Source organism: Mycobacterium sp. PO1 (assembly GCF_017312405.1).
GTDB lineage: Bacteria > Actinomycetota > Actinomycetes > Mycobacteriales > Mycobacteriaceae > Mycobacterium.
In genome coordinates this window covers 13,304-33,717 of record NZ_BLTG01000001.1, presented here as the reverse complement: position 1 = coordinate 33,717, position 20,414 = coordinate 13,304, and the positions used below count along the sequence as shown (strand labels likewise).

At 69.1% G+C, this 20,414-nt stretch carries 23 protein-coding genes; 12 read left to right on the top strand and 11 right to left on the bottom strand.

What is annotated here, in order from left to right; all coding sequences use genetic code 11:
* The first annotated feature begins 32 nt into the window (after positions 1-32).
* The 7 genes from J3476_RS00180 (at position 33) to purF (ending at position 8,510) form a co-directional block, all read left to right on the top strand.
* Positions 33-1,328 (top strand): M18 family aminopeptidase, encoded by a 1,296-nt coding sequence (locus J3476_RS00180; protein ID WP_207064616.1) that lies wholly within the window; start codon positions 33-35, stop codon positions 1,326-1,328.
* Between the two features lie 14 nt (positions 1,329-1,342).
* Positions 1,343-1,690: a VOC family protein gene (locus J3476_RS00175; RefSeq protein ID WP_207064615.1), complete on the top strand. Its 348-nt coding sequence runs from the start codon at positions 1,343-1,345 to the stop codon at positions 1,688-1,690.
* A 50-nt stretch (positions 1,691-1,740) separates the two neighbouring features.
* Positions 1,741-4,026: a phosphoribosylformylglycinamidine synthase subunit PurL gene (gene purL, locus J3476_RS00170; RefSeq protein WP_207064679.1), complete on the top strand. Its 2,286-nt coding sequence runs from the start codon at positions 1,741-1,743 to the stop codon at positions 4,024-4,026.
* Between the two features lie 25 nt (positions 4,027-4,051).
* Entirely contained in the window at positions 4,052-5,773 is a 1,722-nt protein-coding gene (locus tag J3476_RS00165) for an alpha/beta hydrolase (protein WP_373889005.1), read from the top strand.
* 10 nt (positions 5,774-5,783) lie between these two features.
* A complete protein-coding gene (locus J3476_RS00160; RefSeq protein ID WP_207064614.1) occupies positions 5,784-6,413 on the top strand; it encodes a CPBP family intramembrane glutamic endopeptidase in 630 nt (209 codons plus the stop codon).
* A gap of 17 nt (positions 6,414-6,430) precedes the next feature.
* Entirely contained in the window at positions 6,431-6,823 is a 393-nt protein-coding gene (locus tag J3476_RS00155) for a sterol carrier family protein (protein ID WP_207064613.1), read from the top strand.
* Positions 6,824-6,962: 139 nt separating this feature from the next.
* Positions 6,963-8,510: an amidophosphoribosyltransferase gene (gene purF / locus J3476_RS00150; protein WP_207064612.1), complete on the top strand. Its 1,548-nt coding sequence runs from the start codon at positions 6,963-6,965 to the stop codon at positions 8,508-8,510.
* A gap of 55 nt (positions 8,511-8,565) precedes the next feature.
* On the opposite strand, the gene J3476_RS00145 is transcribed toward purF, so the two are convergent.
* Complete coding sequence (locus J3476_RS00145; RefSeq protein WP_207064611.1) at positions 8,566-9,543, bottom strand: NAD(P)H-binding protein; 978 nt, start codon at positions 9,541-9,543, stop codon at positions 8,566-8,568.
* Between the two features lie 118 nt (positions 9,544-9,661).
* Between J3476_RS00145 and J3476_RS00140 the strand changes: the two genes are divergently transcribed.
* Together J3476_RS00140 and purM are read left to right on the top strand one after the other, a co-directional pair.
* Positions 9,662-10,279: a DUF2461 domain-containing protein gene (locus tag J3476_RS00140; RefSeq protein WP_207064610.1), complete on the top strand. Its 618-nt coding sequence runs from the start codon at positions 9,662-9,664 to the stop codon at positions 10,277-10,279.
* Between the two features lie 48 nt (positions 10,280-10,327).
* Complete coding sequence (gene purM, locus J3476_RS00135; protein WP_152518733.1) at positions 10,328-11,401, top strand: phosphoribosylformylglycinamidine cyclo-ligase; 1,074 nt, start codon at positions 10,328-10,330, stop codon at positions 11,399-11,401.
* 59 nt (positions 11,402-11,460) lie between these two features.
* Here the strand turns inward: purM and J3476_RS00130 are convergent, their stop codons facing one another.
* Both J3476_RS00130 and J3476_RS00125 read right to left on the bottom strand, forming a co-directional pair.
* Positions 11,461-11,646 carry a DUF3073 domain-containing protein gene (locus tag J3476_RS00130; protein ID WP_207064609.1) on the bottom strand — a complete coding sequence of 62 codons (186 nt, stop codon included), beginning with the start codon at positions 11,644-11,646 and terminating at the stop codon, positions 11,461-11,463.
* Between the two features lie 143 nt (positions 11,647-11,789).
* Positions 11,790-12,872 carry a folate-binding protein YgfZ gene (locus J3476_RS00125; RefSeq protein WP_207064608.1) on the bottom strand — a complete coding sequence of 361 codons (1,083 nt, stop codon included), beginning with the start codon at positions 12,870-12,872 and terminating at the stop codon, positions 11,790-11,792.
* Between the two features lie 22 nt (positions 12,873-12,894).
* Between J3476_RS00125 and J3476_RS00120 the strand changes: the two genes are divergently transcribed.
* Positions 12,895-13,776 (top strand): aminodeoxychorismate lyase, encoded by an 882-nt coding sequence (locus J3476_RS00120; protein WP_207064607.1) that lies wholly within the window; start codon positions 12,895-12,897, stop codon positions 13,774-13,776.
* Between the two features lie 300 nt (positions 13,777-14,076).
* Here J3476_RS00120 and J3476_RS00115 read toward each other — a convergent pair whose 3' ends face one another.
* The 8 genes from J3476_RS00115 to lmeA all read right to left on the bottom strand — a co-directional run bounded on the left by J3476_RS00115 (position 14,077) and on the right by lmeA (position 18,456).
* Positions 14,077-14,352: a hypothetical protein gene (locus J3476_RS00115; RefSeq protein ID WP_207064606.1), complete on the bottom strand. Its 276-nt coding sequence runs from the start codon at positions 14,350-14,352 to the stop codon at positions 14,077-14,079.
* Positions 14,352-14,981, bottom strand: coding sequence for an FABP family protein (locus tag J3476_RS00110; RefSeq protein ID WP_152518728.1), 630 nt, complete (start codon positions 14,979-14,981; stop codon positions 14,352-14,354). The genes J3476_RS00115 and J3476_RS00110 overlap by 1 nt, the downstream gene beginning before the upstream one ends.
* Positions 14,982-15,168: 187 nt before the next feature.
* Complete coding sequence (locus J3476_RS00105) at positions 15,169-15,486, bottom strand: DUF732 domain-containing protein (RefSeq protein ID WP_152518726.1); 318 nt, start codon at positions 15,484-15,486, stop codon at positions 15,169-15,171.
* Positions 15,487-15,787: 301 nt separating this feature from the next.
* Positions 15,788-16,090, bottom strand: a complete 303-nt coding sequence (locus J3476_RS00100) for a DUF1416 domain-containing protein (protein ID WP_152518725.1) — start codon at positions 16,088-16,090, stop codon at positions 15,788-15,790.
* A gap of 2 nt (positions 16,091-16,092) precedes the next feature.
* Complete coding sequence (locus J3476_RS00095; protein WP_207064605.1) at positions 16,093-16,926, bottom strand: sulfurtransferase; 834 nt, start codon at positions 16,924-16,926, stop codon at positions 16,093-16,095.
* A 203-nt stretch (positions 16,927-17,129) separates the two neighbouring features.
* The gene (locus J3476_RS28160) at positions 17,130-17,201 is read right to left on the bottom strand and encodes an Ms5788A family Cys-rich leader peptide (protein WP_373889004.1); all 72 of its coding nucleotides are present in this window, start codon (positions 17,199-17,201) and stop codon (positions 17,130-17,132) included.
* A gap of 50 nt (positions 17,202-17,251) precedes the next feature.
* The gene (locus J3476_RS00085; RefSeq protein ID WP_207064603.1) at positions 17,252-17,674 is read right to left on the bottom strand and encodes a thioredoxin family protein; all 423 of its coding nucleotides are present in this window, start codon (positions 17,672-17,674) and stop codon (positions 17,252-17,254) included.
* Entirely contained in the window at positions 17,671-18,456 is a 786-nt protein-coding gene (gene lmeA / locus J3476_RS00080) for a mannan chain length control protein LmeA (RefSeq protein ID WP_207064602.1), read from the bottom strand. The genes J3476_RS00085 and lmeA overlap by 4 nt, the downstream gene beginning before the upstream one ends.
* A gap of 176 nt (positions 18,457-18,632) precedes the next feature.
* Here lmeA and J3476_RS00075 point away from each other — a divergent pair, with 176 nt between their 5' ends.
* Positions 18,633-19,457, top strand: coding sequence for a winged-helix domain-containing protein (locus J3476_RS00075; RefSeq protein WP_373889003.1), 825 nt, complete (start codon positions 18,633-18,635; stop codon positions 19,455-19,457).
* Positions 19,454-20,374, top strand: a complete 921-nt coding sequence (mshD, locus tag J3476_RS00070) for a mycothiol synthase (protein WP_207064600.1) — start codon at positions 19,454-19,456, stop codon at positions 20,372-20,374. The genes J3476_RS00075 and mshD overlap by 4 nt, the downstream gene beginning before the upstream one ends.
* Positions 20,375-20,414 lie beyond the last annotated feature (40 nt).

Genomic DNA, 20,414 nt, shown 5'->3' with positions numbered 1-20,414 from the left:
GATCTTGTTCTTGGGGTAAGGATGAGCTTGCTATGGCTGAATCTGCGCTCTCTCCGCTCACGGCGACCGCCGACGGACTCTGTGATTTCGTCGACGCGTCCCCCTCGCCGTTCCACGTGTGCCGCACCGCGGCCGACCGGCTGCTGGCCGCCGGGTTCACCGAACTCTCCGAGAGTGACCCCTGGCCTGCGGTCGGAGATCACTTCGTCGTGCGGGCCGGCTCGCTGATCGCCTGGCGCTCCGGTGGACCCGCCGACGCCGGCGCGTTCCGGCCGTTTCGGGTCGTCGGTGCCCACACCGACAGCCCCAACCTGCGGGTCAAACAGCACCCGGACCGTTACGTGGCGGGCTGGCAGGTGGTGGCGCTGCAGCCCTACGGCGGTGCGTGGCTGAACTCGTGGCTCGACCGCGAGCTGGGTGTCAGCGGCCGGCTGTCGGTGCGGGCAGGCAATGCCGTCGAGCACCGGTTGGTCCGGATCGACGAACCGTTGCTGCGGGTGCCGCAGCTGGCCATCCACCTCGCCGAGGACCGCAAGGCGGTCGAGCTCAACCCGCAACGCCACGTCAACGCGGTATGGGGCGTGGGAGGGGGCACCCGATCGTTTCTCGGCCATGTCGCCGAACGGGCCGGCGTCCACGCCGGCGAGGTGCTCGGCTTCGACCTGATGACCCACGACCTGGCTCCCTCCCGGCGGGTAGGCGCCGACGGTGCGCTGGTCAGTGCCCCCAGGCTGGACAACCAGGCCACCTGCTACGCGGGCCTGCAGGCGTTCCTGGCCGCTGCCGCCGGCGGCGCGGTGACGCCGGTGCTGGTGCTCTTCGACCACGAGGAGGTCGGCTCCCAGTCCGATCACGGAGCGCAGTCGGAACTGCTGCTGACCGTGCTGGAGCGGATCACCCTCGCCGCGGGCGGGGGCCGGGAGGACTTCCTGCGCCGGCTGCCCGAGTCGATGGTGGCCTCCGGCGACATGGCGCACGCGACCCACCCCAACTACCCGGACCGGCACGAACCCGGACACCTCATCGAGGTCAACGGCGGGCCGGTGCTCAAGGTGCAGCCCAACCTGCGCTACGCCACCGACGGACGGACCGCGGCCGCGTTCGCGCTGGCATGCGCGCAGGCCGGGGTGCCGCTGCAGCGCTACGAGCACCGCGCCGACCTGCCCTGCGGGTCCACCATCGGCCCCATGACCGCCGCCCGCACCGGCATCCCGACCGTCGACGTCGGCGCGCCGCAGCTGGCCATGCATTCGGCGCGCGAGGTGATGGGCGCCGCCGATGTCGCCGACTATTCCGCGGCGCTTCACGCATTTCTGTCACCGGGCTGACCTACAGTCAGCCCATGGCTCTGGATGTGGCGATGATCACCATCGACTGTGCTGACCCCGACGGCCTGGCCGTGTGGTGGTCCGAGGTCGTGGAGGGGGAGGTGAATGCCGTCGCACCAGGCGAATTCGTGATGGTGGTGCGCCAGGGCGGTCCGGCGTTGGGCTTCCAGCGCGTGCCCGATCCGACGCCCGGGAAGAACAAGGTGCACCTGGACCTGCACACCGCCGACAAGGACGCCGAGGTCGCACGCCTGGTCGGCCTCGGCGCCCGGGAAACCGGCCGGCACAGCTTCGGCGAGGACTTCGACTGGGTGGTGCTGGCCGACCCCGAAGGCAACGCCTTCTGCGTCGCCGGAGGCTGAGTGGCCCCGCTGGCTAGACTGTCTCGGTGACGTCTGGGTTGACCCAAGAGGTGGATACCGTCGAACGGGCCGCCGCCACACCTGACCAGCCTCAGCCCTTCCGTGAGCTCGGGCTCAAGGACGACGAGTACGAACGGATCCGCCAGATCCTCGGGCGTCGCCCCACCGACGCCGAACTCGCGATGTATTCGGTGATGTGGAGCGAACACTGCTCCTACAAGTCCTCGAAGGTGCACCTGCGCTATTTCGGCGAGACCACCACCGAGGCGATGCGCTCGGCGATGCTCGCCGGCATCGGTGAGAACGCTGGCGTGGTCGACATCGGCGACGGGTGGGCGGCCACCTTCAAGGTGGAATCGCACAACCACCCCTCCTACATCGAGCCGTACCAGGGTGCGGCCACCGGGGTCGGCGGGATCGTCCGCGACATCATGGCGATGGGCGCGCGCCCGGTCGCGGTGATGGACCAGCTGCGCTTCGGCGCCGCCGATGCCCCCGACACCCGCCGCGTCGTCGACGGGGTCGTGCGCGGCGTCGGTGGTTACGGCAACTCGCTGGGGCTGCCCAACATCGGCGGCGAGACGGTCTTCGACGCCTGCTACGCCGGCAACCCGCTGGTCAACGCACTGTGTGTCGGGGTGTTGCGGACCGAGGACCTCAAGCTGGCGTTCGCGTCCGGTGCGGGCAACAAGATCATCCTGTTCGGTGCGCGCACCGGCCTCGACGGCATCGGTGGGGTGTCGGTGCTGGCGTCGGAGACGTTCGGGGGCGACGAGTCCGGTTCCCCGGGGCGCAAGAAGCTGCCGAGCGTGCAGGTCGGTGATCCGTTCACCGAGAAGGTTCTCATCGAGTGCTGCCTCGAGCTCTACGCCAACGACCTCGTGGTCGGCATCCAGGACCTGGGTGGCGCTGGATTATCTTGTGCCACATCGGAACTCGCCTCCGCCGGAGACGGTGGTATGAGGGTCGAGCTGGACCGGGTGCCGTTGCGCGCGGCCAACATGACCCCCGCGGAGGTCCTGTCCAGCGAATCGCAGGAGCGCATGTGCGCGGTGGTGACACCGGACAACGTCGACGCCTTCCTCGCGGTCTGCCGCAAATGGGACGTGCTGGCCACGGTGATCGGTGAGGTCACCGACGGTGACCGGCTCGAAATCACCTGGCACGGTGAGACGGTCGTGGACGTGCCGCCGCGCACCGTCGCGCATGAGGGACCCGTCTACGAGCGGCCCGTCGAACGGCCGGACTCCCAGGACGCGCTCAACGCCGACACGTCGGCGTCGCTGCCCCGGCCCGGCACGGGCGACGAGCTGCGGGCCACGCTGCTGGCCATGATCGGCAGCCCGCACCTGTGCAGCCGGGCCTTCATCACCGAGCAGTACGACCGGTACGTGCGTGGCAACACGGTGCTCGCCGAGCACGCCGACGGCGGCGTGCTGCGCGTCGACGAGAAGACCGGCCGCGGCATCGCGATCTCGACCGACGCCTCGGGCCGCTACACCAAGCTCGACCCCTACACCGGCGCCCAGCTCGCGCTGGCCGAGGCCTACCGCAACGTCGCGGTCACCGGTGCCACGCCGATCGCGGTGACCAACTGTCTGAACTTCGGGTCCCCGGAGGATCCGGGCGTGATGTGGCAGTTCTCCCATGCGGTGCGGGGGCTTGCCGACGGCGCCGCGACGCTGGGCATCCCGGTCACCGGGGGCAACGTCAGTTTCTACAACCAGACCGGGACCACCGCGATCCTGCCCACCCCGGTGGTCGGTGTGCTCGGCGTGATCGACGACGTCACCCGCCGTATCCCCACCGGGCTGGGCAACGAGCCGGGGGAGACGCTGATCCTGCTCGGTGACACCCGCGACGAGTTCGACGGCTCGATCTGGGCGCAGGTCACCGCGGATCACCTGGGCGGCCGCCCGCCGGCGGTCGACCTCGAACGCGAGCGGCTGCTGGCCGATGTGCTGACCGCCGCGTCGCGCGACGGGCTCGTCTCGGCCGCGCACGATCTGTCCGAAGGCGGCCTGATGCAGGCCGTGGTCGAAGCGGCCCTGGCCGGTGAAACCGGTTGCCGGCTGGTGCTTCCCGAGGGGTGGGACCCGTTCGTCACACTTTTCTCCGAGTCGTCGGGACGGGTGCTGGTCGCGGTGCCGCGCACCGAGGAGAGCCGGTTCACGGCGATGTGCGAGGCGCGGGGGCTGCCCGCGAACCGTGTGGGCGTGGTCGACCAGGGCCCCGAAACCGCCGAGCCGGTGATCGAGGTGCAGGACCTGTTCACGGTGACCCTGGCTGAGTTGCGGCGGACGTGGGAAGGCGTGCTGCCCGGATTGTTCGGGTAACCGGGTTGGTCGAGTGACGGCAGTCCTGGAGCGCGACCGGACCGACAAGCACCCCGCCTTGCTGTGGGCGTGGCGGCTGCTGCGGCTGGATTTCACCGGGATCGCGTTCGCGGCGCTGTTCTTCTGCCTTTCGCTCACCCCGTCCCTGCTGCCCCGCGACTGGCTGTTCGCCGGGCTCATCGGCGGCATCAACGCCGCGATCGGCTACGGCATCGGCGTGTTCGTCGTCAAGATGTTCCGCCGATTCCTGATCGCCGGCCGCGGCTGGCGGCGACCGCCGCCACGCGTCGCGGCAACGGCCAAGGCGGCCACGGTGATCGTGGCGGTCGGAGCCTGCGTGCTGATGGTGATCCCCGCCGCCGCGTGGCAGCGCCAGGTGTCGACGCTGATGGGAATGCAGGGGCCGGGAACGCTCAGCTATCTGCGCACGCTGGTGATCGCGGCGGCCGTCGGTGCCCTCTGTGTCGCCGGAGCCCGGCTGCTGCTGGACCTGATCAAGACGATGGCGCGGTTCTTCATCCGGCGCTGGCGTCTCAGCGACGAGTTGGCGCTGTTCATCGGCACGGCCATCGTCGTGGTGCTGGTCATCACGTTGGTCAACGGTGTGCTGCTGCGGGGCTTCCTGGCCGGGGCCAACCGCATCTTCCAGCCGCAGAACGCCACCACCGAGGCCGGGGTGGTCCAACCGCAGGAGGCCGAAAGGTCAGGCAGCCCAGAGTCTTTCGCGCCATGGGACACACTGGGCTACCAGGGGCGCACGTTCGTGGCCACCGGGCCGCACGCCGACGAGCTGACCCGGCTCAACGGCGCCCCGGCCACCGAGCCCATCCGCGTCTACGCCGGGTTGCAGACCGCCGAGTCCGACGAAGCGCGCATGGCGGTGTTGCTGAGCGAACTCGAGCGGACCGGCGCGTTCGAGCGGGAGGTCCTCGTCATCGTGCCGACCACCGGTACCGGTTGGATCAACCCGACCGCCGCCGCTGCGATCGAGATGATGTACAACGGCGACACCGCCATCGTCGGTTCGCAGTACTCGTATCTACCGAGCTGGATCTCTTTCCTCGCCCATCAACAGAAGTCGATGGAGGCGGGCCGGATGATGATCGACGCCATCCACGACCGGTGGGTGCAGCTGCCCGAGGACGAGCGCCCGAAGCTGTTGCTCTACGGCGAAAGCCTGGGATCGATGGCTGGGCAGGGCGCGTTCGACTGGTTGCCCGACATCTCCCGGATGGGTTTCTCGTCGGTGCTGTGGGTGGGGCCGCCCAACGCCAGCCCGCTGTGGCACGGCTTGACGGTGCGCCGCGACCCGGGCACGCCGGAGGTCGAACCCCGCTACGACGACGGTCGCACCGTGCGGTTCTCGCAGGGCAACGATGCGGGCGCGATCGCGGCGGACACCGCACCACCCTGGGAGGGCACCCGCGTGCTGTTCCTGCAGCACGCCTCCGATCCGATCGTCTGGTGGTCGCAGGACCTGCTGTTCACCCGTCCCGACTGGCTGTCCGAGCCGGCGGGCCGGGACCGCACCGCCTCCATGCGGTGGTACCCGATCGTCACGTTCTGGCAGGTCGCCGCCGACCTGACGAACGCGGTGTCGGTCCCCGGCGGACACGGCCACAACTACGGCGACTTCATCGTCGACGGATGGGCGGGCGTCGCGGCGCCCGACGGGTGGAGTCGCTCGGACACCGAGCGGATCCGCACCGCACTCGACGCGACCGAACCCGTCGGCAGCAGCGAATGATCGGCGGCGAATGACGCGGCAATGGGTGGGTGTGGGTGCCCTGACCGCTGCGCTGATCGGGTGGAAGTTCGTGACGGCGCGGATTCCGGCGCGTTGGCATCCGCTGCCCCACGTGGTGTTCGGCACCACGGTGTGGGCGCTCAGCGGTGCATCGCCCTTGGGTCTGCGGCCGCCTGCGTTGTGGTCGGGGTTGCGCTGGGGCGCCTCGGCGGCGGCGCCGGTGGTGCTCGCGGTCGCGGTCGGCACCGCGATCCCCGCCGTGCGCGAGGGCATGGCGGTGCAGAAGCTGCCGACTCCGGTCAGCCACTGGCTGCTGGTGCGCATCCCGGTTGGCACCGTGTGGTCCGAAGAAGTGGCGTACCGGGCGAGCCTGAGCATCCTGGCCGCCCACGTGTTCGGCAAACCCGCTGGCCGTGTCTTCGCTGCGGCCGCGTTCGGGCTGTCGCACGTACCTGACGCGCGGGCCACCGGGCAGCCGGTGATCCTCACGGTCCTGGCCACCGGCACGGCCGGCTGGATCTTCGGGTGGCTGTTCGGCAGGTCCACCAGCGTCGCCGCGCCGATGCTGGCCCATCTGGCGGTCAACGAGGCCGGAGCGGTTGCTGCGCTGGCAGTTCAGCGCCGTCGCGGTCGCGCGTGAGACCAATTCCCTAGATTGTGGCTGTGCCTCGTAACGTCGACCCCGCCGCCACTCGCGCCGCGGTGGCTGCGCTGGCGGACTGGCTGCGCGATGACACCGCCGCGGCCCCCGACCGCGCGCAACTCGCCGACGCCGTCCGTCTCACGGCCAGGACCCTGGCGGCCCTGGCGCCGGGCGCCGCCGTCGAAGTCCGTATCCCGCCGTTCGTGGCAGTGCAGTGCATCGAGGGTCCTCGGCACACCCGGGGCAATCCGCCGAACGTGGTCGAAACCGATCCCCGCACCTGGCTGCGGCTCGCCACCGGCCTGCTGACGGTGTCCGATGCCGGCGCCGCGGGTCGGCTGAGTCTGTCGGGATCCCGAGCCACCGAGATCGCGGCGTCGCTGCCGCTGGTCCGCCTGCCCGAGTGAGTGACGAAAACAACATCCCGCCAACGGAGTCCGGCTGCAGTCCGGATCCGACTCCGGGAATCGCGACCCGTCGATTCCGCGTTTTCCAGCTGTTCACCGTAGACTGGGTCCCGTCACCCACCGCCCCCAGGGAGCACTGTTGACTGAGGCCGCTGAGCACGCCGAGCAGGTAGACAACGAGCCCAGAGAAGAATGCGGCGTCTTCGGGGTCTGGGCGCCCGGCGAGGAAGTGGCGAAGCTCACCTATTACGGGCTCTATGCGCTGCAACACCGCGGGCAGGAAGCGGCGGGCATCGCGGTCGCCGACGGTTCGCAGGTCCTGGTGTTCAAGGATCTGGGTCTGGTCAGCCAGGTCTTCGACGAGCAGACCTTGGCCGCCATGCACGGGCACGTCGCCGTCGGGCACTGCCGGTACTCCACCACCGGATCCACCACGTGGGAGAACGCCCAGCCGGTGTTCCGCAACACCGCGGCGGGCACCGGGGTGGCGCTCGGCCACAACGGCAATCTGGTCAACACCACCGAGTTGGCCGCCCGGGCCCGCGAAGAGGGGCTGATGGGCAGCCGCGGGGCCGCCACCGCCACCACCGATTCGGACATCCTGGGCGCGTTGCTCGCCCACGGCGCCGCGGACTCGTCGCTGGAGCAGGCCGCGCTGGAGTTGCTGCCGACGGTGCGCGGCGCGTTCTGCCTGACGTTCATGGACGAAAACACCCTGTATGCCGCCCGCGACCCGTACGGGGTGCGGCCGCTGGCGCTGGGCCGGCTGGACCGCGGCTGGGTGGTGGCCTCCGAAACCGCCGCACTCGACATCGTCGGCGCCTCGTTCGTGCGGGACATCGAACCGGGTGAGCTACTGGCCATCGACGCCGACGGGGTCCGCTCCACCCGCTTCGCGCCCCCGTCACCCAAGAACTGTGTGTTCGAGTACGTGTACCTCGCCCGCCCCGACAGCACGCTGGCCGGACGCTCCGTGCACGGCACCCGGGTCGACATCGGCAGGCGGCTGGCGCGGGAGAAGCCCGTCGACGCCGATCTGGTGATCGGAGTGCCCGAGTCTGGGACCCCGGCGGCAGTGGGTTACGCGCAGGAATCCGGCATCCCCTACGGCCAGGGTCTGATGAAGAACGCCTACGTCGGCCGGACCTTCATCCAGCCGTCACAGACGATCCGCCAGCTCGGTATCCGGCTCAAGCTCAACCCGCTGCGCGAGGTGATCCGCGGCAAGCGACTGATCGTGGTCGACGATTCGATCGTGCGCGGCAACACCCAGCGCGCGCTGATCCGCATGCTGCGCGAGGCCGGTGCGGTCGAGGTGCATGTGCGGATCGCCTCACCGCCGGTCAAGTGGCCGTGCTTCTACGGCATCGACTTCGCCACCCCGGCGGAGCTCATCGCCAACGCCGGCAACGCGGACTCCGACGAGGTCGAGACGCTCGAAGCGGTTCGGCACGCCATCGGCGCCGACTCACTGAGCTACATCTCCCAGCAGGGCATGATCGCCGCGACCGAGCAGCCGGCATCCCGGTTGTGCTCGGCCTGCTTCGACGGCAACTACCCGATCGAGCTGCCCGGCGAGACCGCGCTGGGGAAGAACGTCATCGAGCACATGCTGGCCACCGCGGCACGCACCGGGGTGCCGATCCAGGCCCAGAACGACAACGCGTCGGCACTACGCCGGCCCTAGCGGCGTCATCGACCCAGCGCCGGCCCTAGCGGCGTCATCGACCCAGAGCCGGCCCTCATTCAGGTGCAGTGGGACTGAACCGCAGCAGGTGCCGTCGACCGCCGTCGCCGCCGGAGCCCTCCGAGCTCAGCGCCTGGCGCACCGAATCGAGATAGCCGGTCAGACCACCCGGCGGTCGCGGGATCACGGTGTCGATGTCGTGCTCATGGCACACCGCGTCGCATTCGAGCGATTCGACCAGCGGACGGGCCAGCCCCGAAGGGATCGGGGTGACCAGGCCCACCCACCAACTCGCGATCGTCGGCGTCAGGAAGGGCAGCACCACCATCACGCGCCGCCGGAGCCCGGCCACGTCGGCGTATCCCTGCATCGCGTCGCCGTACTCCATCGCGTCCGGCCCGCCGATGTCCCAGGTGCGGGACTCGGGCACCTGCGCGGTGGCCGCCTCGGCGAGGTAGTACAGGACGTCGCCGACGGCGATCGGCTGGATCATGTTGTGCACCCACTTCGGGGTGGTCATCACCGGGAGCCGGTCGGTCAGGTGACGGACCATCTCGAACGACGCCGAACCCGACCCGATGACGATGCCGGCCTGCAGCACGACCGTTTCCACGGACGATTCCATCAGGATCTCGCCGACCTCGACCCGCGAGGCGAGGTGCCGCGACAGAGATGTGCCGGGCGGATGCAGCCCGCTGAGGTACACCACCCGGCGCACTCCGGCCTCCTTGGCGGCGGCGGCCACGTTCTGCGCCGAACGCCTCTCCTCGGCGACGAAGTCGCGCGAGGTGCCCATCGAATGGACCAGGTAGTAGACGACGTCCATGCCCTGGAACGCCGCGGTCAAGGATTCGGGTTCGGTCAGATCCCCGCGCACCACCTCGACCTGGTCGCGCCAGTCGGCACGGTCGAGTTTGGCGGGTTTGCGCGCCATCGCCCGGACCTTGTGGCCGCGGCGGAGCAGTTCGGGCACCAGGCGGCCCCCGATGTAGCCGGTCGCGCCCGTCACCAGGCACTGAAGTTGAGCCGTCACTACCGCTCCGTCCGTCGATGTCGCCGAGATGCTCTGTAGAGGCTTTCGTTGCCGATGCGGACCTGGATTGCCCGCAACCCCACCCGACTAACCGCGCCGGAACCTCACAATGATCGGTATGGCGTTCCGGGGATGGCCGATCGAAGCCGTCGAGTTCTACGAGGGCCTCGAGGCCGACAACTCGAAGGTGTACTGGCAGGAGCACAAGGCGGTCTACGAACAGCAGGTCAAGGCGCCGATGGAAGAGCTGCTGGCCGAGCTGGCCGACGAGTTCGGCGAGGGCAAACTGTTCCGGCCCTATCGCGACGTGCGGTTCAGCGCCGACAAGACGCCCTACAAGACCACCTGCGCGGCCACCCTCGGCAAGGGGTACGTGGCGTTCTCCGCCGACGGCCTGTCGGTGGGCAGCGGGCTGTACATGCCCGAGCCGGCGGCGTTGGCGCGCTTCCGCGCCGCCGTGGACGCCGACGACACCGGAACCGAGCTGGCGTCCATCGTCGCCGATCTGCACCGGGCCGGCTATCAGACGATGGCGCACGAGGTCCTCAAGACAGCGCCCCGCGGCTTTCCCAAGGATCATCCGCGCATCGAGCTGCTGCGCCACAAAGGCCTCGCGATGATGAAATCGTGGCCCGTCGGTGCGTGGCTGGGCACCCGGAAGGCCAAGGATCGCGTGGTCACCGCGCTGCGCGCGGCCGCGCCGCTCAACGAATGGCTGGCCCGTCACGTCGGCTGACGACCGGCGCATACCGGCCGCAGTCGCCGAACGGTAACCTTTGTCTCGATGACCGAGCGCGCCGAACAACACGGCATTTCCTATGCGTCGGCAGGAGTGGACATCGAAGCCGGTGACCGCGCCGTCGAACTCTTCAAGCCGCTAGCCCAGAAGGCCACCAGGCCCGAGGTGCGCGGCGGCCTGGGCGGCTTCGCGGGCATGTTCGCGCTCCGCGGCGACTACCGGGAGCCGCTGCTGGCCTCGTCAACGGACGGCGTGGGCACCAAGCTGGCGGTCGCACAGGCCATGGACAAGCACGATACGGTCGGCATCGACCTGGTCGCCATGGTCGTCGACGACCTCGTGGTGTGTGGAGCCGAGCCGCTGTTCCTGCAGGACTACATCGCCGTCGGGCGCACCGTGCCAGAACGGGTCGCCGAGATCGTCTCCGGAATCGCCGACGGCTGCGTGCTCGCCGGGTGTGCGCTGTTGGGTGGGGAGACCGCCGAACACCCCGGACTGATGGCACCGGACCACTACGACATCTCGGCGACCGGGGTCGGCGTCGTGGAGGCCGACGACGTGCTGGGGCCTGACCGGGTCAAACCCGGCGACGTACTGATCGCGATGGCCTCGACCGGGCTGCATTCCAACGGATACTCGCTGGCCCGCCACGTGCTGCTCGAGATCGACCACATGAATCTGGCCGGACACGTCGAGGAGTTCGGTAGAACCCTGGGTGAGGAATTGCTCGAGCCCACCCGCATCTACACCAAGGACTGCCTGGCGCTGGCCGCCGAGACGCAGGTGCGGACTTTCTGCCACGTCACCGGAGGCGGGCTGGCCGGCAACCTCGAGCGGGTGATCCCGCACGGCCTGGTGGCCGAGCTGGACCGGGGCACCTGGACGCCTGCACCGGTGTTCGGCATGATCGCCCAGCGCGGGCGCATCGAACGTGCGGAGATGGAGAAGACGTTCAACATGGGCGTCGGGATGGTCGCCGTGGTGGCCGCCGAGGACACCGACCGCGCGTTGGCCGTGCTGACCGCACGTCACCTGAACTGTTGGCCCCTCGGAACCGTCATGAAGGGCAGCAAGGACGGGTCACGCGCAGAGCTCGTGGGTCAACACCCCAGATTCTGACCAACCCAGACTCTGAACAGACTCAGATTCTGAACAACGAAGCGCCGACCGGCGCTCGATCAGCGCCGCCAGTCGTCCTCGTCTGCCCAGCCTTCGTCGGGTGCACCGTCGCTGCCGTGGAAACGGTCATCGTCGGAAGCGCCTGACAGCTCGCGCTGAAGCCGCTCGAAATCGGTCTGCGGTGAGCTGTATTTGAGCTCACGAGCAACCTTGGTCTGCTTTGCCTTTGCCCGGCCGCGGCCCATGGGGGAACCCCCTCGCGCAATAACGGAGCGGCCCAATGAACAGGCGGCTCCGATCTGAGTGTGTTTATTTTCCTGTCCACACCTTACCGTGCCGGAGGCCGTGGTGCTGGCAGGCCCGGGTGCTCAGAGTGCTGTGGTCCTGCTCACCGTGTTCCGCGGAGCCGCTCGACGGCCAGCCTGCCCGCGCCGACCGCGTCGGCGGGAGGCACCGAGTCCGGGTCGATCGCGGCGGCGACGGCGGACTCGCCCCCGGTGGTCAGCTCGGTATCCGCCGGCAGGCCACGCTTGACCAGGGCCAACGCGATCAGCCCCTGGTCGACGTGGTCGACGACGGTGCCCAACCGGCCCACGGGGCGCCCGGCGGCCAGCAGCGGATCGCCGGGTGCTGGACGGTCGGCGGCACCGTCGAGGTGCAGCAGCACCAGCATGCGCGGCGGTTTGCCCAGGTTGTGGACTCGTGCCACGGTCTCCTGGCCGCGGTAACAGCCCTTCTCCAGATGTACCGCGCCGACACCGGGACCGCCGATCCAGCCCGCTTCGTGCGGAATCGTCCGCTCGTCGGTGTCGACCCCCAGCCGCGGGCGCTGCTCGGTGACGCGATGCGCCTCATAGGCCCACACCCCGGCGGGGCGCACCCCGGCGCCAACCAGCCGTTCGCGCAGGCCCGCGGCCTGTGAAGCCGGGACCAGGACGTCCAGCTCGGGGGTGGTGCCCGGGATACGGCGCACGAAGCCACCGCCGGGCAGCGCGACCGCGGTGCCCTCTGCCGGCAACGTCGTCGCACCGAGCACGGCGAGCACGGCGGGTTCGGCAACCCCCGGACCGAGCAGCGTCAGCACCGCCAGATCGGCCGGCTCGACCGTCACGTCGGACCAGAAGATCATCTTGCGCAGGAAGCCGAGCAGGGCCTCACCACGCCATGCCTCGGTGTCGAGAACGGTTTGGTCGGCCAGCTCGGTCTGCCACCAGTGATCTTCGACACGGCCCTGCCCGTCCAGGCTCAGGTTCTGGGTGACCGAGCCCTCCGGCAGCGCACTGACGTGCTGACTGGAGATGTTGTGCAGCCATGACTGACGTTCCGGGCCGGTCAGCGACAGCACTGTGCGATGCGACCGGTCGATGACCACCGCGCCGTCGGCGGCGGCGCGTTGTTCGCCGAACGGGTCACCGTGATGCCACACCGCGCCGGCGTCGGGTCCGGGGTCGGGAGCGGGAACTGCAGACATCCCTCAACTCTACGATTGCTTCATGGCCGATACCCCGGGCGTCGTCGTCACCCTCGACGGACGTCTGCACGATCCACAGCAGCCGCTGCTGCACGCCGACGACCTGGCGGCGGTCCGCGGCGACGGGGTCTTCGAGACGCTGCTGATCCGCCAGGGTGCTCCCTGCCTGCTCGAGGCTCACCTGGCGCGGCTGGCGCAGTCCGCCCGGATGGCCGACCTCCCGGACCCGGATCTGGCGAGCTGGCGCTCGGCGGTGCAGATCGCGACCGAGCGGTGGCTCACCGACCGCGGCGGTGAAGGCGTGCTGAGACTCGTCTACAGCCGCGGTCGTGAGCACGACCCGACCGGCACCTCCTACGCGACCATCGGCCCGGTACCCGACCGGGTGGCGCAGGTGCGCCGCCACGGGCTGGCAGCGGTGCTGCTCGAGCGGGGACTGCCCGCGGCCGGAGTCGACAGCATGCCGTGGCTGCTCGCCGGCGCCAAGACGCTGTCCTACGCGGTCAACATGGCCGCGCTGCGCCATGCCGAACGCCACGGCGCAGGGGACGTAGTGTTCGTCAGCGCCGAGGGCCAGATCCTCGAGGGGCCCCGCTCCACCGTGGTGATCGCCACGACCTCGGAGGAGGGCCGCAGCTGCCTGCTCACGCCGCCGCCCTGGTACCCGATCCTGCGGGGCACCACTCAGCAGGCGCTGTTCGAGGTCGCCCGCACCAAGGGCTACGACTGCGACTACCAGGCGTTGACCCCTGCGGATCTCCATGCCGCAGAGGGGGTTTGGCTGGTGTCCAGCATCACGTTGGCGGCGCGGGTGCACACCCTCGACGGCAAACCGCTCCGGCCGGCCCGGCTGGCCGACGAGATGGCCGCGTTGATCGACGCCGCGATCCTGCACGATCGCTGAGAGATTAAATCGGTTGTCGCGGTGGCGAAGCGCGGGTACGGTCGCCTGTACACAGGGAAGGAGGTGGTCCGACAAATTGAGTGACTTATGGACATGTGAGGTGGCTGCGAGCTAGCAGCGCCGGGAAGCGCTCGACGCACCTGTGCGCGCTGGCGAATTCCCCGCAGTCACCCGGCCCCCGAGCCCCTCAGCCTTGTCCGGCGAGGAACCACGGCTCGGGGGCCGCTCCATGTCTGCCGACAGAGCCGAGCGCTGCATGTCTGCCGACAGAGCCGAGAAAGTGCTGAGCTGAGAGGGCTGCTAGCCCGCGGGACCCGGTGCCAGGGACGAACACTCCGACATCGCCTCGTGCCACACCTGGACGTCCACCCCGGGCGGGGGCCCGGGCATCGGGCCGGGACCAGCCGAGACGCCGTGCTCGCGCAGGCAATACGCGAGGGAGCCGTGGCCCACGCTGGGCACCGCCGACGTCGGCGTGGATTCGGAACCGGGCTCACCTGCCGGTTCGGCCGAACCCGAACAAGCGGCCACGGTGGCTGCGGCGGCCAACACCGCCAACACTCTGATGCGCCGCACTAGCCGATGAACCTCGACAGGCGGGCCGACAGGTGCGGCACGAGGCCACCGTCGGCGTCCACCCGCTCCTCGACGTAGGCCAGGTCGCCGCCCTCGACGATGCCGTAGAGGCGTTTGGCGCCACCGACGAGCAGCCCCGACTTGCTGCGGGCCAACGCATCGGTGACCAGTTCCCACGAGGACTGATTGAGCGGATGGCCGTAGAACAGCTCGATGTACCCCGCCGAATGGGCCAGCAGCAGCTCGATGGCCTGCGATTCGTTCGGATCAGCGGGGTCGGTGACGAATCGCCAGAAGCCGGTCTCACGCAGATCGGGCTTGTCGTACTCGCCGTACTCGTCCAGCCGCCAGGACCGGGCCTCCCAGTTCAGGTAGTCACCACCGTCGTGCGAGACGACGATCTGCTGGCCGAACCGGTAATCGCCGTCCTTGCCGCGGCCCTCGCCCTCGCCGCGCCAGACACCGACCAGCGGAAGCAGTGCGAGCAGCGCATCGTCCAGGTCGGCACCTTCGCGAAGGTTGGCGGTGTCGGGCGGCAGCGGCAGGTCACCGAATGCCGGGATGTTGCGTGCGGCCGTCTCCTTGGCGCGTGCCGCGGCTGCGGCGACCGCCTCGTCGCCGGAACTCACGACTCGTCGGTGATGAGGCGGTACACCGCGTACAGGGCGAACCAGGTGATCACCACGACCGCCACGACCAGCAGAATCTCGAAGAACAGCACCACGGCAGAAAAGTCTAGCCGCCCGCAGCTGACCGTTCCCGGCGGCTACAGCCTTGCCGGCCTCGCCGGCCGCGCCGACCCGTCAGCACAGCTGCTCAGCTGACCTTGTACTCGTACTCGGGGCAGAACGAGCCGGTCGCGGCGCCGATGAAGTAACCCGCCTGATAGTCCGACCAACTGGTGACGCTGGTCAGATCGGCGACCTCCTGCTCGAACGTGGCCCCGTTGGCCCAGTCCTGGCAGACGGCGTATCCGGTCTCGATGACCTGCTGGGTCTTGTCCTCCGGCCAGGTGATGCCACCGCCGGAGATGACGGTGAGGAAATCGTCCTCGGGTGCGGCCAGCGCCGCCGGCGCGCCCAGCAGCGCAACCGCCCCGAATGATGCGGACAACCAGGCGATCGTGATCTTCATCTCTCGGGTCCTTGCGCTACGCGCGACTGGCCGCGCGGTGACTGGGGCAACCCGCGCCGAACGGCGCGGGAAGTCCCCATATCGTCGCTGACCACCACTGAATCCGCAGCACTTTCCCAGCAAGAGCGACGGAACACACGATTGACAGCACGTGAAACCGGGCCCTGCGGGTTTGCGTGACGCCGTCACGCTTCGCCTGGTTTGCGTGACTCCGTCACGCTTCGCCTGGTTTGCGTGACTCCGTCACGCTTCGCCTGGTTTGCGTGACTCCGTCACGCTTCGCCTGGTTTGCGTGACTCCGTCACGCGACCTTGACGTCGACCTCGTGGATCCCCGCGCCCGTCGGCGCCACGGTGGCATCGCCGTTGCCGACCTTCGACAGCGCGCGCAGCGTCCAGGTGCCCGGCGCGGCGAAGAAGCGGAAGTCGCCGGTCGCCGACGCGACGACCTCGGCGGTGAACTCGTCAGAGCCGTCGAGCAGACGCACGAACGCCCCACCCACCGGCTGACCCGAGCCGTCGACGACGCGGCCGGTGATCACCGTTTCCTTCTCCAGGTCCACGCCCGCGGGCAACGCCTGTCCTTGTTTCGGTGCAGAGCACATGATCAACTTCCCAACTCGATCGGGGCGCCCACCAGGGAGCCGTATTCCGTCCAACTGCCGTCGTAGTTCTTCACGTTCTTGTGGCCCAGCAGTTCCTGCAGCACGAACCAGGTGTGTGAGGAGCGCTCACCGATACGGCAGTACGCGATGGTCTCCTTCTCACCGTCCAGCCCGGCGTCGGCGTACAACTTGGCCAGGTCCTCGTCGGACTTGAAGGTGCCGTCCTCGTTGGCGGCCTTGCTCCAGGGAACGTTGATGGCGCTGGGAACATGCCCGGGACGTTGGCTCTGCTCCTGCGGCAGGTGTGCCGGGGCGAGAATCTTGCCGGAGAACTCATCGGGGGAGCGCACGTCGACCAGGTTCTTGGTGCCGATCGCCGCGATCACCTCGTCGCGGAACGCGCGGATCGAATTGTCCGGGTCCTTGGCGGTGTAGCTGGTCTCCGGGCGGGTCACCGCATCGGTGGACAGCGGGCGGGCGTCGAGCTCCCACTTCTTGCGGCCGCCGTCGAGCAGCTTCACGTCCTGGTGGCCGTAGAGCTTGAAGTACCAGTAGGCGTAGGCCGCGAACCAGTTGTTGTTCCCGCCGTAGAGGACCACGGTGTCGTCGTTGCCGATACCGCGCTCCGACAGCAGCTTGGAGAACTGAGCCGCGTCGACGAAGTCACGCCGAACGGGATCCTGCAGGTCGGTCTTCCAGTCGAGCTTGACGGCGCCCGGGATGTGCCCGGTGTCGTAGGCGCTGGTGTCCTCGTCGACCTCGACGAAGACGGTCTTCGGCGCATCGAGATTGCTCTCGGCCCAGTCTGCTGTGACCAGGACGTCGGAGCGTGCCATGAAGGAAATCCTTTCGGTTGCCGGTCAGGTGTTATCGGGTGGTGCGGAGGGGGAGCGCCCAGCAGTCACCGCAACAGCGGCGCTGATGATCGGGTTCGGCATATGCCACATGGTTGTGCTCCTGTTGGGTTGTCAGATCGCTGGGCGCGGCAGATCGCCGTGGCCGCTCGCAGAGCGCTACGCAGAAGAAGGCGCGCGGCTACTCAGCAGCTGCGACAACAACAGAAACAACCCGCAACGCGGCACAGATCCACTGCGCGGCGCTTCGTGAGCACGAGCTCGAGGCGGGCTGACACGGCAGTCAGCGTACCCAATGACCGGGTGATCAAGCCAACAGTGGCTCCACTGCACCCCGCAGCTCAGCTGCCGTCGCCACGCCGGACGCGCGGTAGTGTTGCCGGCCCTCGCTGTCGAAGACGAACGTCGTCGGCAGCGACAGCACCGAAAGTTGGCGCGCAGCCTCAGGATCGGCATCCATGTCGATCTCGACATGCGCGACCGACGGCAGCTCGGCGCACACCTCCTCGACCACGCGGCGCAACGCGACGCAGGGCCCACACCATTCAGCCGTGAAATGCACGATCGTGGGCCCCGAGCGTGACAACCCGAAAGCGGCCGGGTCGACGACGGTGGCTTCGGGAACGTCGCGGCTCAGCCCGGCGCGCAGACGCAGCAGCTGACTGACGACGAACCCGATGCCGACGACGGCGATCACAATCGCCACGACGAAGATCCACGAGAAGCTCATGACGACCGGAACTCGCCGAGGTCGATGGTCCTGTCGTCCGTGATGCCCTCGATGATCACGTCGGACCCCCGGGCGCCCTGGTGGGTCGGGGCGACACCGAACGGCAGCTGTTGCTCGGGCAGGCCGGCCGAGAACGCGGCCAGCACCGCGGGCAGCTGATCCTCCGGGACGTCCTGGTCGGCGGTGCCGGGGCCGGTCAGCACATCCGTGGCCGTGAACACCAGCGTGGACTGGTCCGGCCCGGCCATCGACAGGTCCACCGAGACGCTCACCCTGTCGGCGAAGCCGGCCTCGTCGGGGGTTCCGGTGAACACCAGCCCGCGCGGGGCGGAGATGCCGGATTCGGTGACTTTCGCGGCGTCCTCGTCGGTCGGGGCTTCGACCAGCAGGTCGGTGATACCCATGAACCGGCCCAGGTGTGTCGAGTCGATGATGATCCGGCTCTCCAGTTTCTCGACCGACAGCGTCGCGTCGGGCGGCACCAGCCAGGAATCGCCGAGCTCCACCGAGTGCAGCGTGGCTTCCAGTGACGCTTTGCCCACCACGGGGTGATCAACACCACTGGCCTTGATCTCGACCTCGTCGTAGTGCTCGGCCATGGCCTGCGGGATGAACGGAAAGCCCAGGATCGCCACCGACGGGTCGGAGTTCAGATCCGCCGCGCTGCGCACGCTCCTGGCCAGGCGGTATTCGGCATAGATCGCCGCTCCGAAGTCCGTGCCGACGGCGCCGACCACGACAGCGGCCAGGACCGCGGAGATGCCGATCACGAGCTTGCGCACCCCGACATTGTCGCCCACCGGATGCGCAAGTCAGGTTCGGCTCGGCTTACCGGCAGGTGGCGCGCTATCCTCAGAGAGCTATCGGCCGGGTAACGGCCGTGTGTCAGGCATGAATCTGGGAAGTCACCGCGACATGGTCGTCTCGGCGAGATCCCGGCGAGAGATCTCCACGACTGTTGGAGGGCCAGTTGGACCTACTCCTACTGACGGTGGACCCGCATCCCGAATCGGTTCTGCCCTCACTGTCACTGCTTGCCCACAACGTGCGGACCGCGCCGACCGAGGTGTCGTCGCTGCTGGAAGCCGGCACCGCGGACGTGGCCATCGTCGACGCGCGTACCGACCTGGCCGCTGCGCGCGGTCTGTGCCGTCTGCTGGGCACCACCGGAACGTCGGTGCCCGTCGTCGCGGTGGTCAACGAAGGCGGCCTGGTGGCCGTCAACGTGGAATGGGGCCTCGACGAGATCCTGCTTCCCGGGACCGGCCCGGCCGAGATCGACGCCCGCTTGCGGCTGCTGGTGGGCCGCCGCGGCGGCATGGCCAGCCAGGAGAACGTCGGCAAGATCAGCCTGGGTGAACTGGTCATCGACGAGGGCACCTACACCGCCAGGCTTCGCGGTCGTCCGCTGGACCTGACCTACAAGGAGTTCGAGCTCCTGAAATACCTCGCTCAGCACGCCGGCCGCGTGTTCACGCGCGCACAGCTGCTTCAGGAGGTGTGGGGTTACGACTTCTTCGGCGGCACCCGCACCGTCGACGTCCATGTGCGTCGGCTGCGCGCGAAGCTGGGCCCCGAATACGAGTCGCTGATCGGCACCGTCCGCAACGTCGGCTACAAGGCGGTCCGGCCCGCGCGGGGGCGCCCGTCGGCCGCCGGATCGGACCTCGACGACGACCTCGATCCCGAGGCCGACGACGACTACGACGGTGCCGACAGCATCGACGGATTCGACCACGGCGGGGTGCCCGAAGCCTTGGACAACGCGTTGCGTAGTCAGTGAATCCCGCGCCATCCCGGGTCGGCTGGAGAGAACGGTTGTCCGCCGCCGACCAGCGGTCCGTTCGCGATCTGATCGCCGCGGCCGAGACAGCGGACGGAGTGGCCCCGGTCGGTGACCAGGTCCTGCGCGAACTCGCGCACGAGCGAACTCGGCACCTGCTCGCCACCGACGGTGACCGGGTGGCCGCTTACCTCAACCTCGCGCCCGCCGACGACGCCGGCCCGGCGATGGCGGAGCTGGTCGTGCACCCGGCGGCGCGGCGGCGCGGCGTCGGGACGACGATGCTGCGCACCGCGCTGCCCGCCGGTGGGCCCGGCACGCGGGTGTGGGCCCACGGCAACCTCGAGCCGGCGCGGGCCACCGCCGCGGCGCTCGGACTCGAGGTGGCGCGCGAGCTGCTGCAGATGCGCCGCCCGCTGAACGATCTGCCGGCCGTGCCAGCTGTCCCCGGGGTGCGGGTGAGCACCTATTCCGGTCCCGATGACGACGCCGAGCTGTTGCGGGTCAACAACGCAGCCTTTGCCTGGCATCCGGAGCAGGGTGGCTGGAGCGAGAGCGACCTCGCCGAGCGTCGGGGAGAAGCGTGGTTCGACCCGGCCGGGCTCTTTCTGGCCTACGACGACGCCGACGGCGCCCTACTCGGATTCCACTGGACGAAGGTGCATTCCGAGTCGTTGGGTGAGGTCTATGTGGTCGGTGTCGACCCCGCGGCGCAGGGCCGGGGTCTGGGCAACGTGCTGACGCTGATCGGCCTGCATCACCTCGCTGACCAACTTGCAGGCGGACCGCACGACGCGTCGGTCATGTTGTATGTGGAGGCCGACAACACCGCCGCGGTGAAGACGTATCGACGGCTGGGTTTCGAGGTGTCCAACACCGATGCCGCGTACGCCGCGGGTCCGACCGCTCACCTGTGAGGTCGGTAAACCTGTTCACCTTGCGTTCACTTGGCATCCC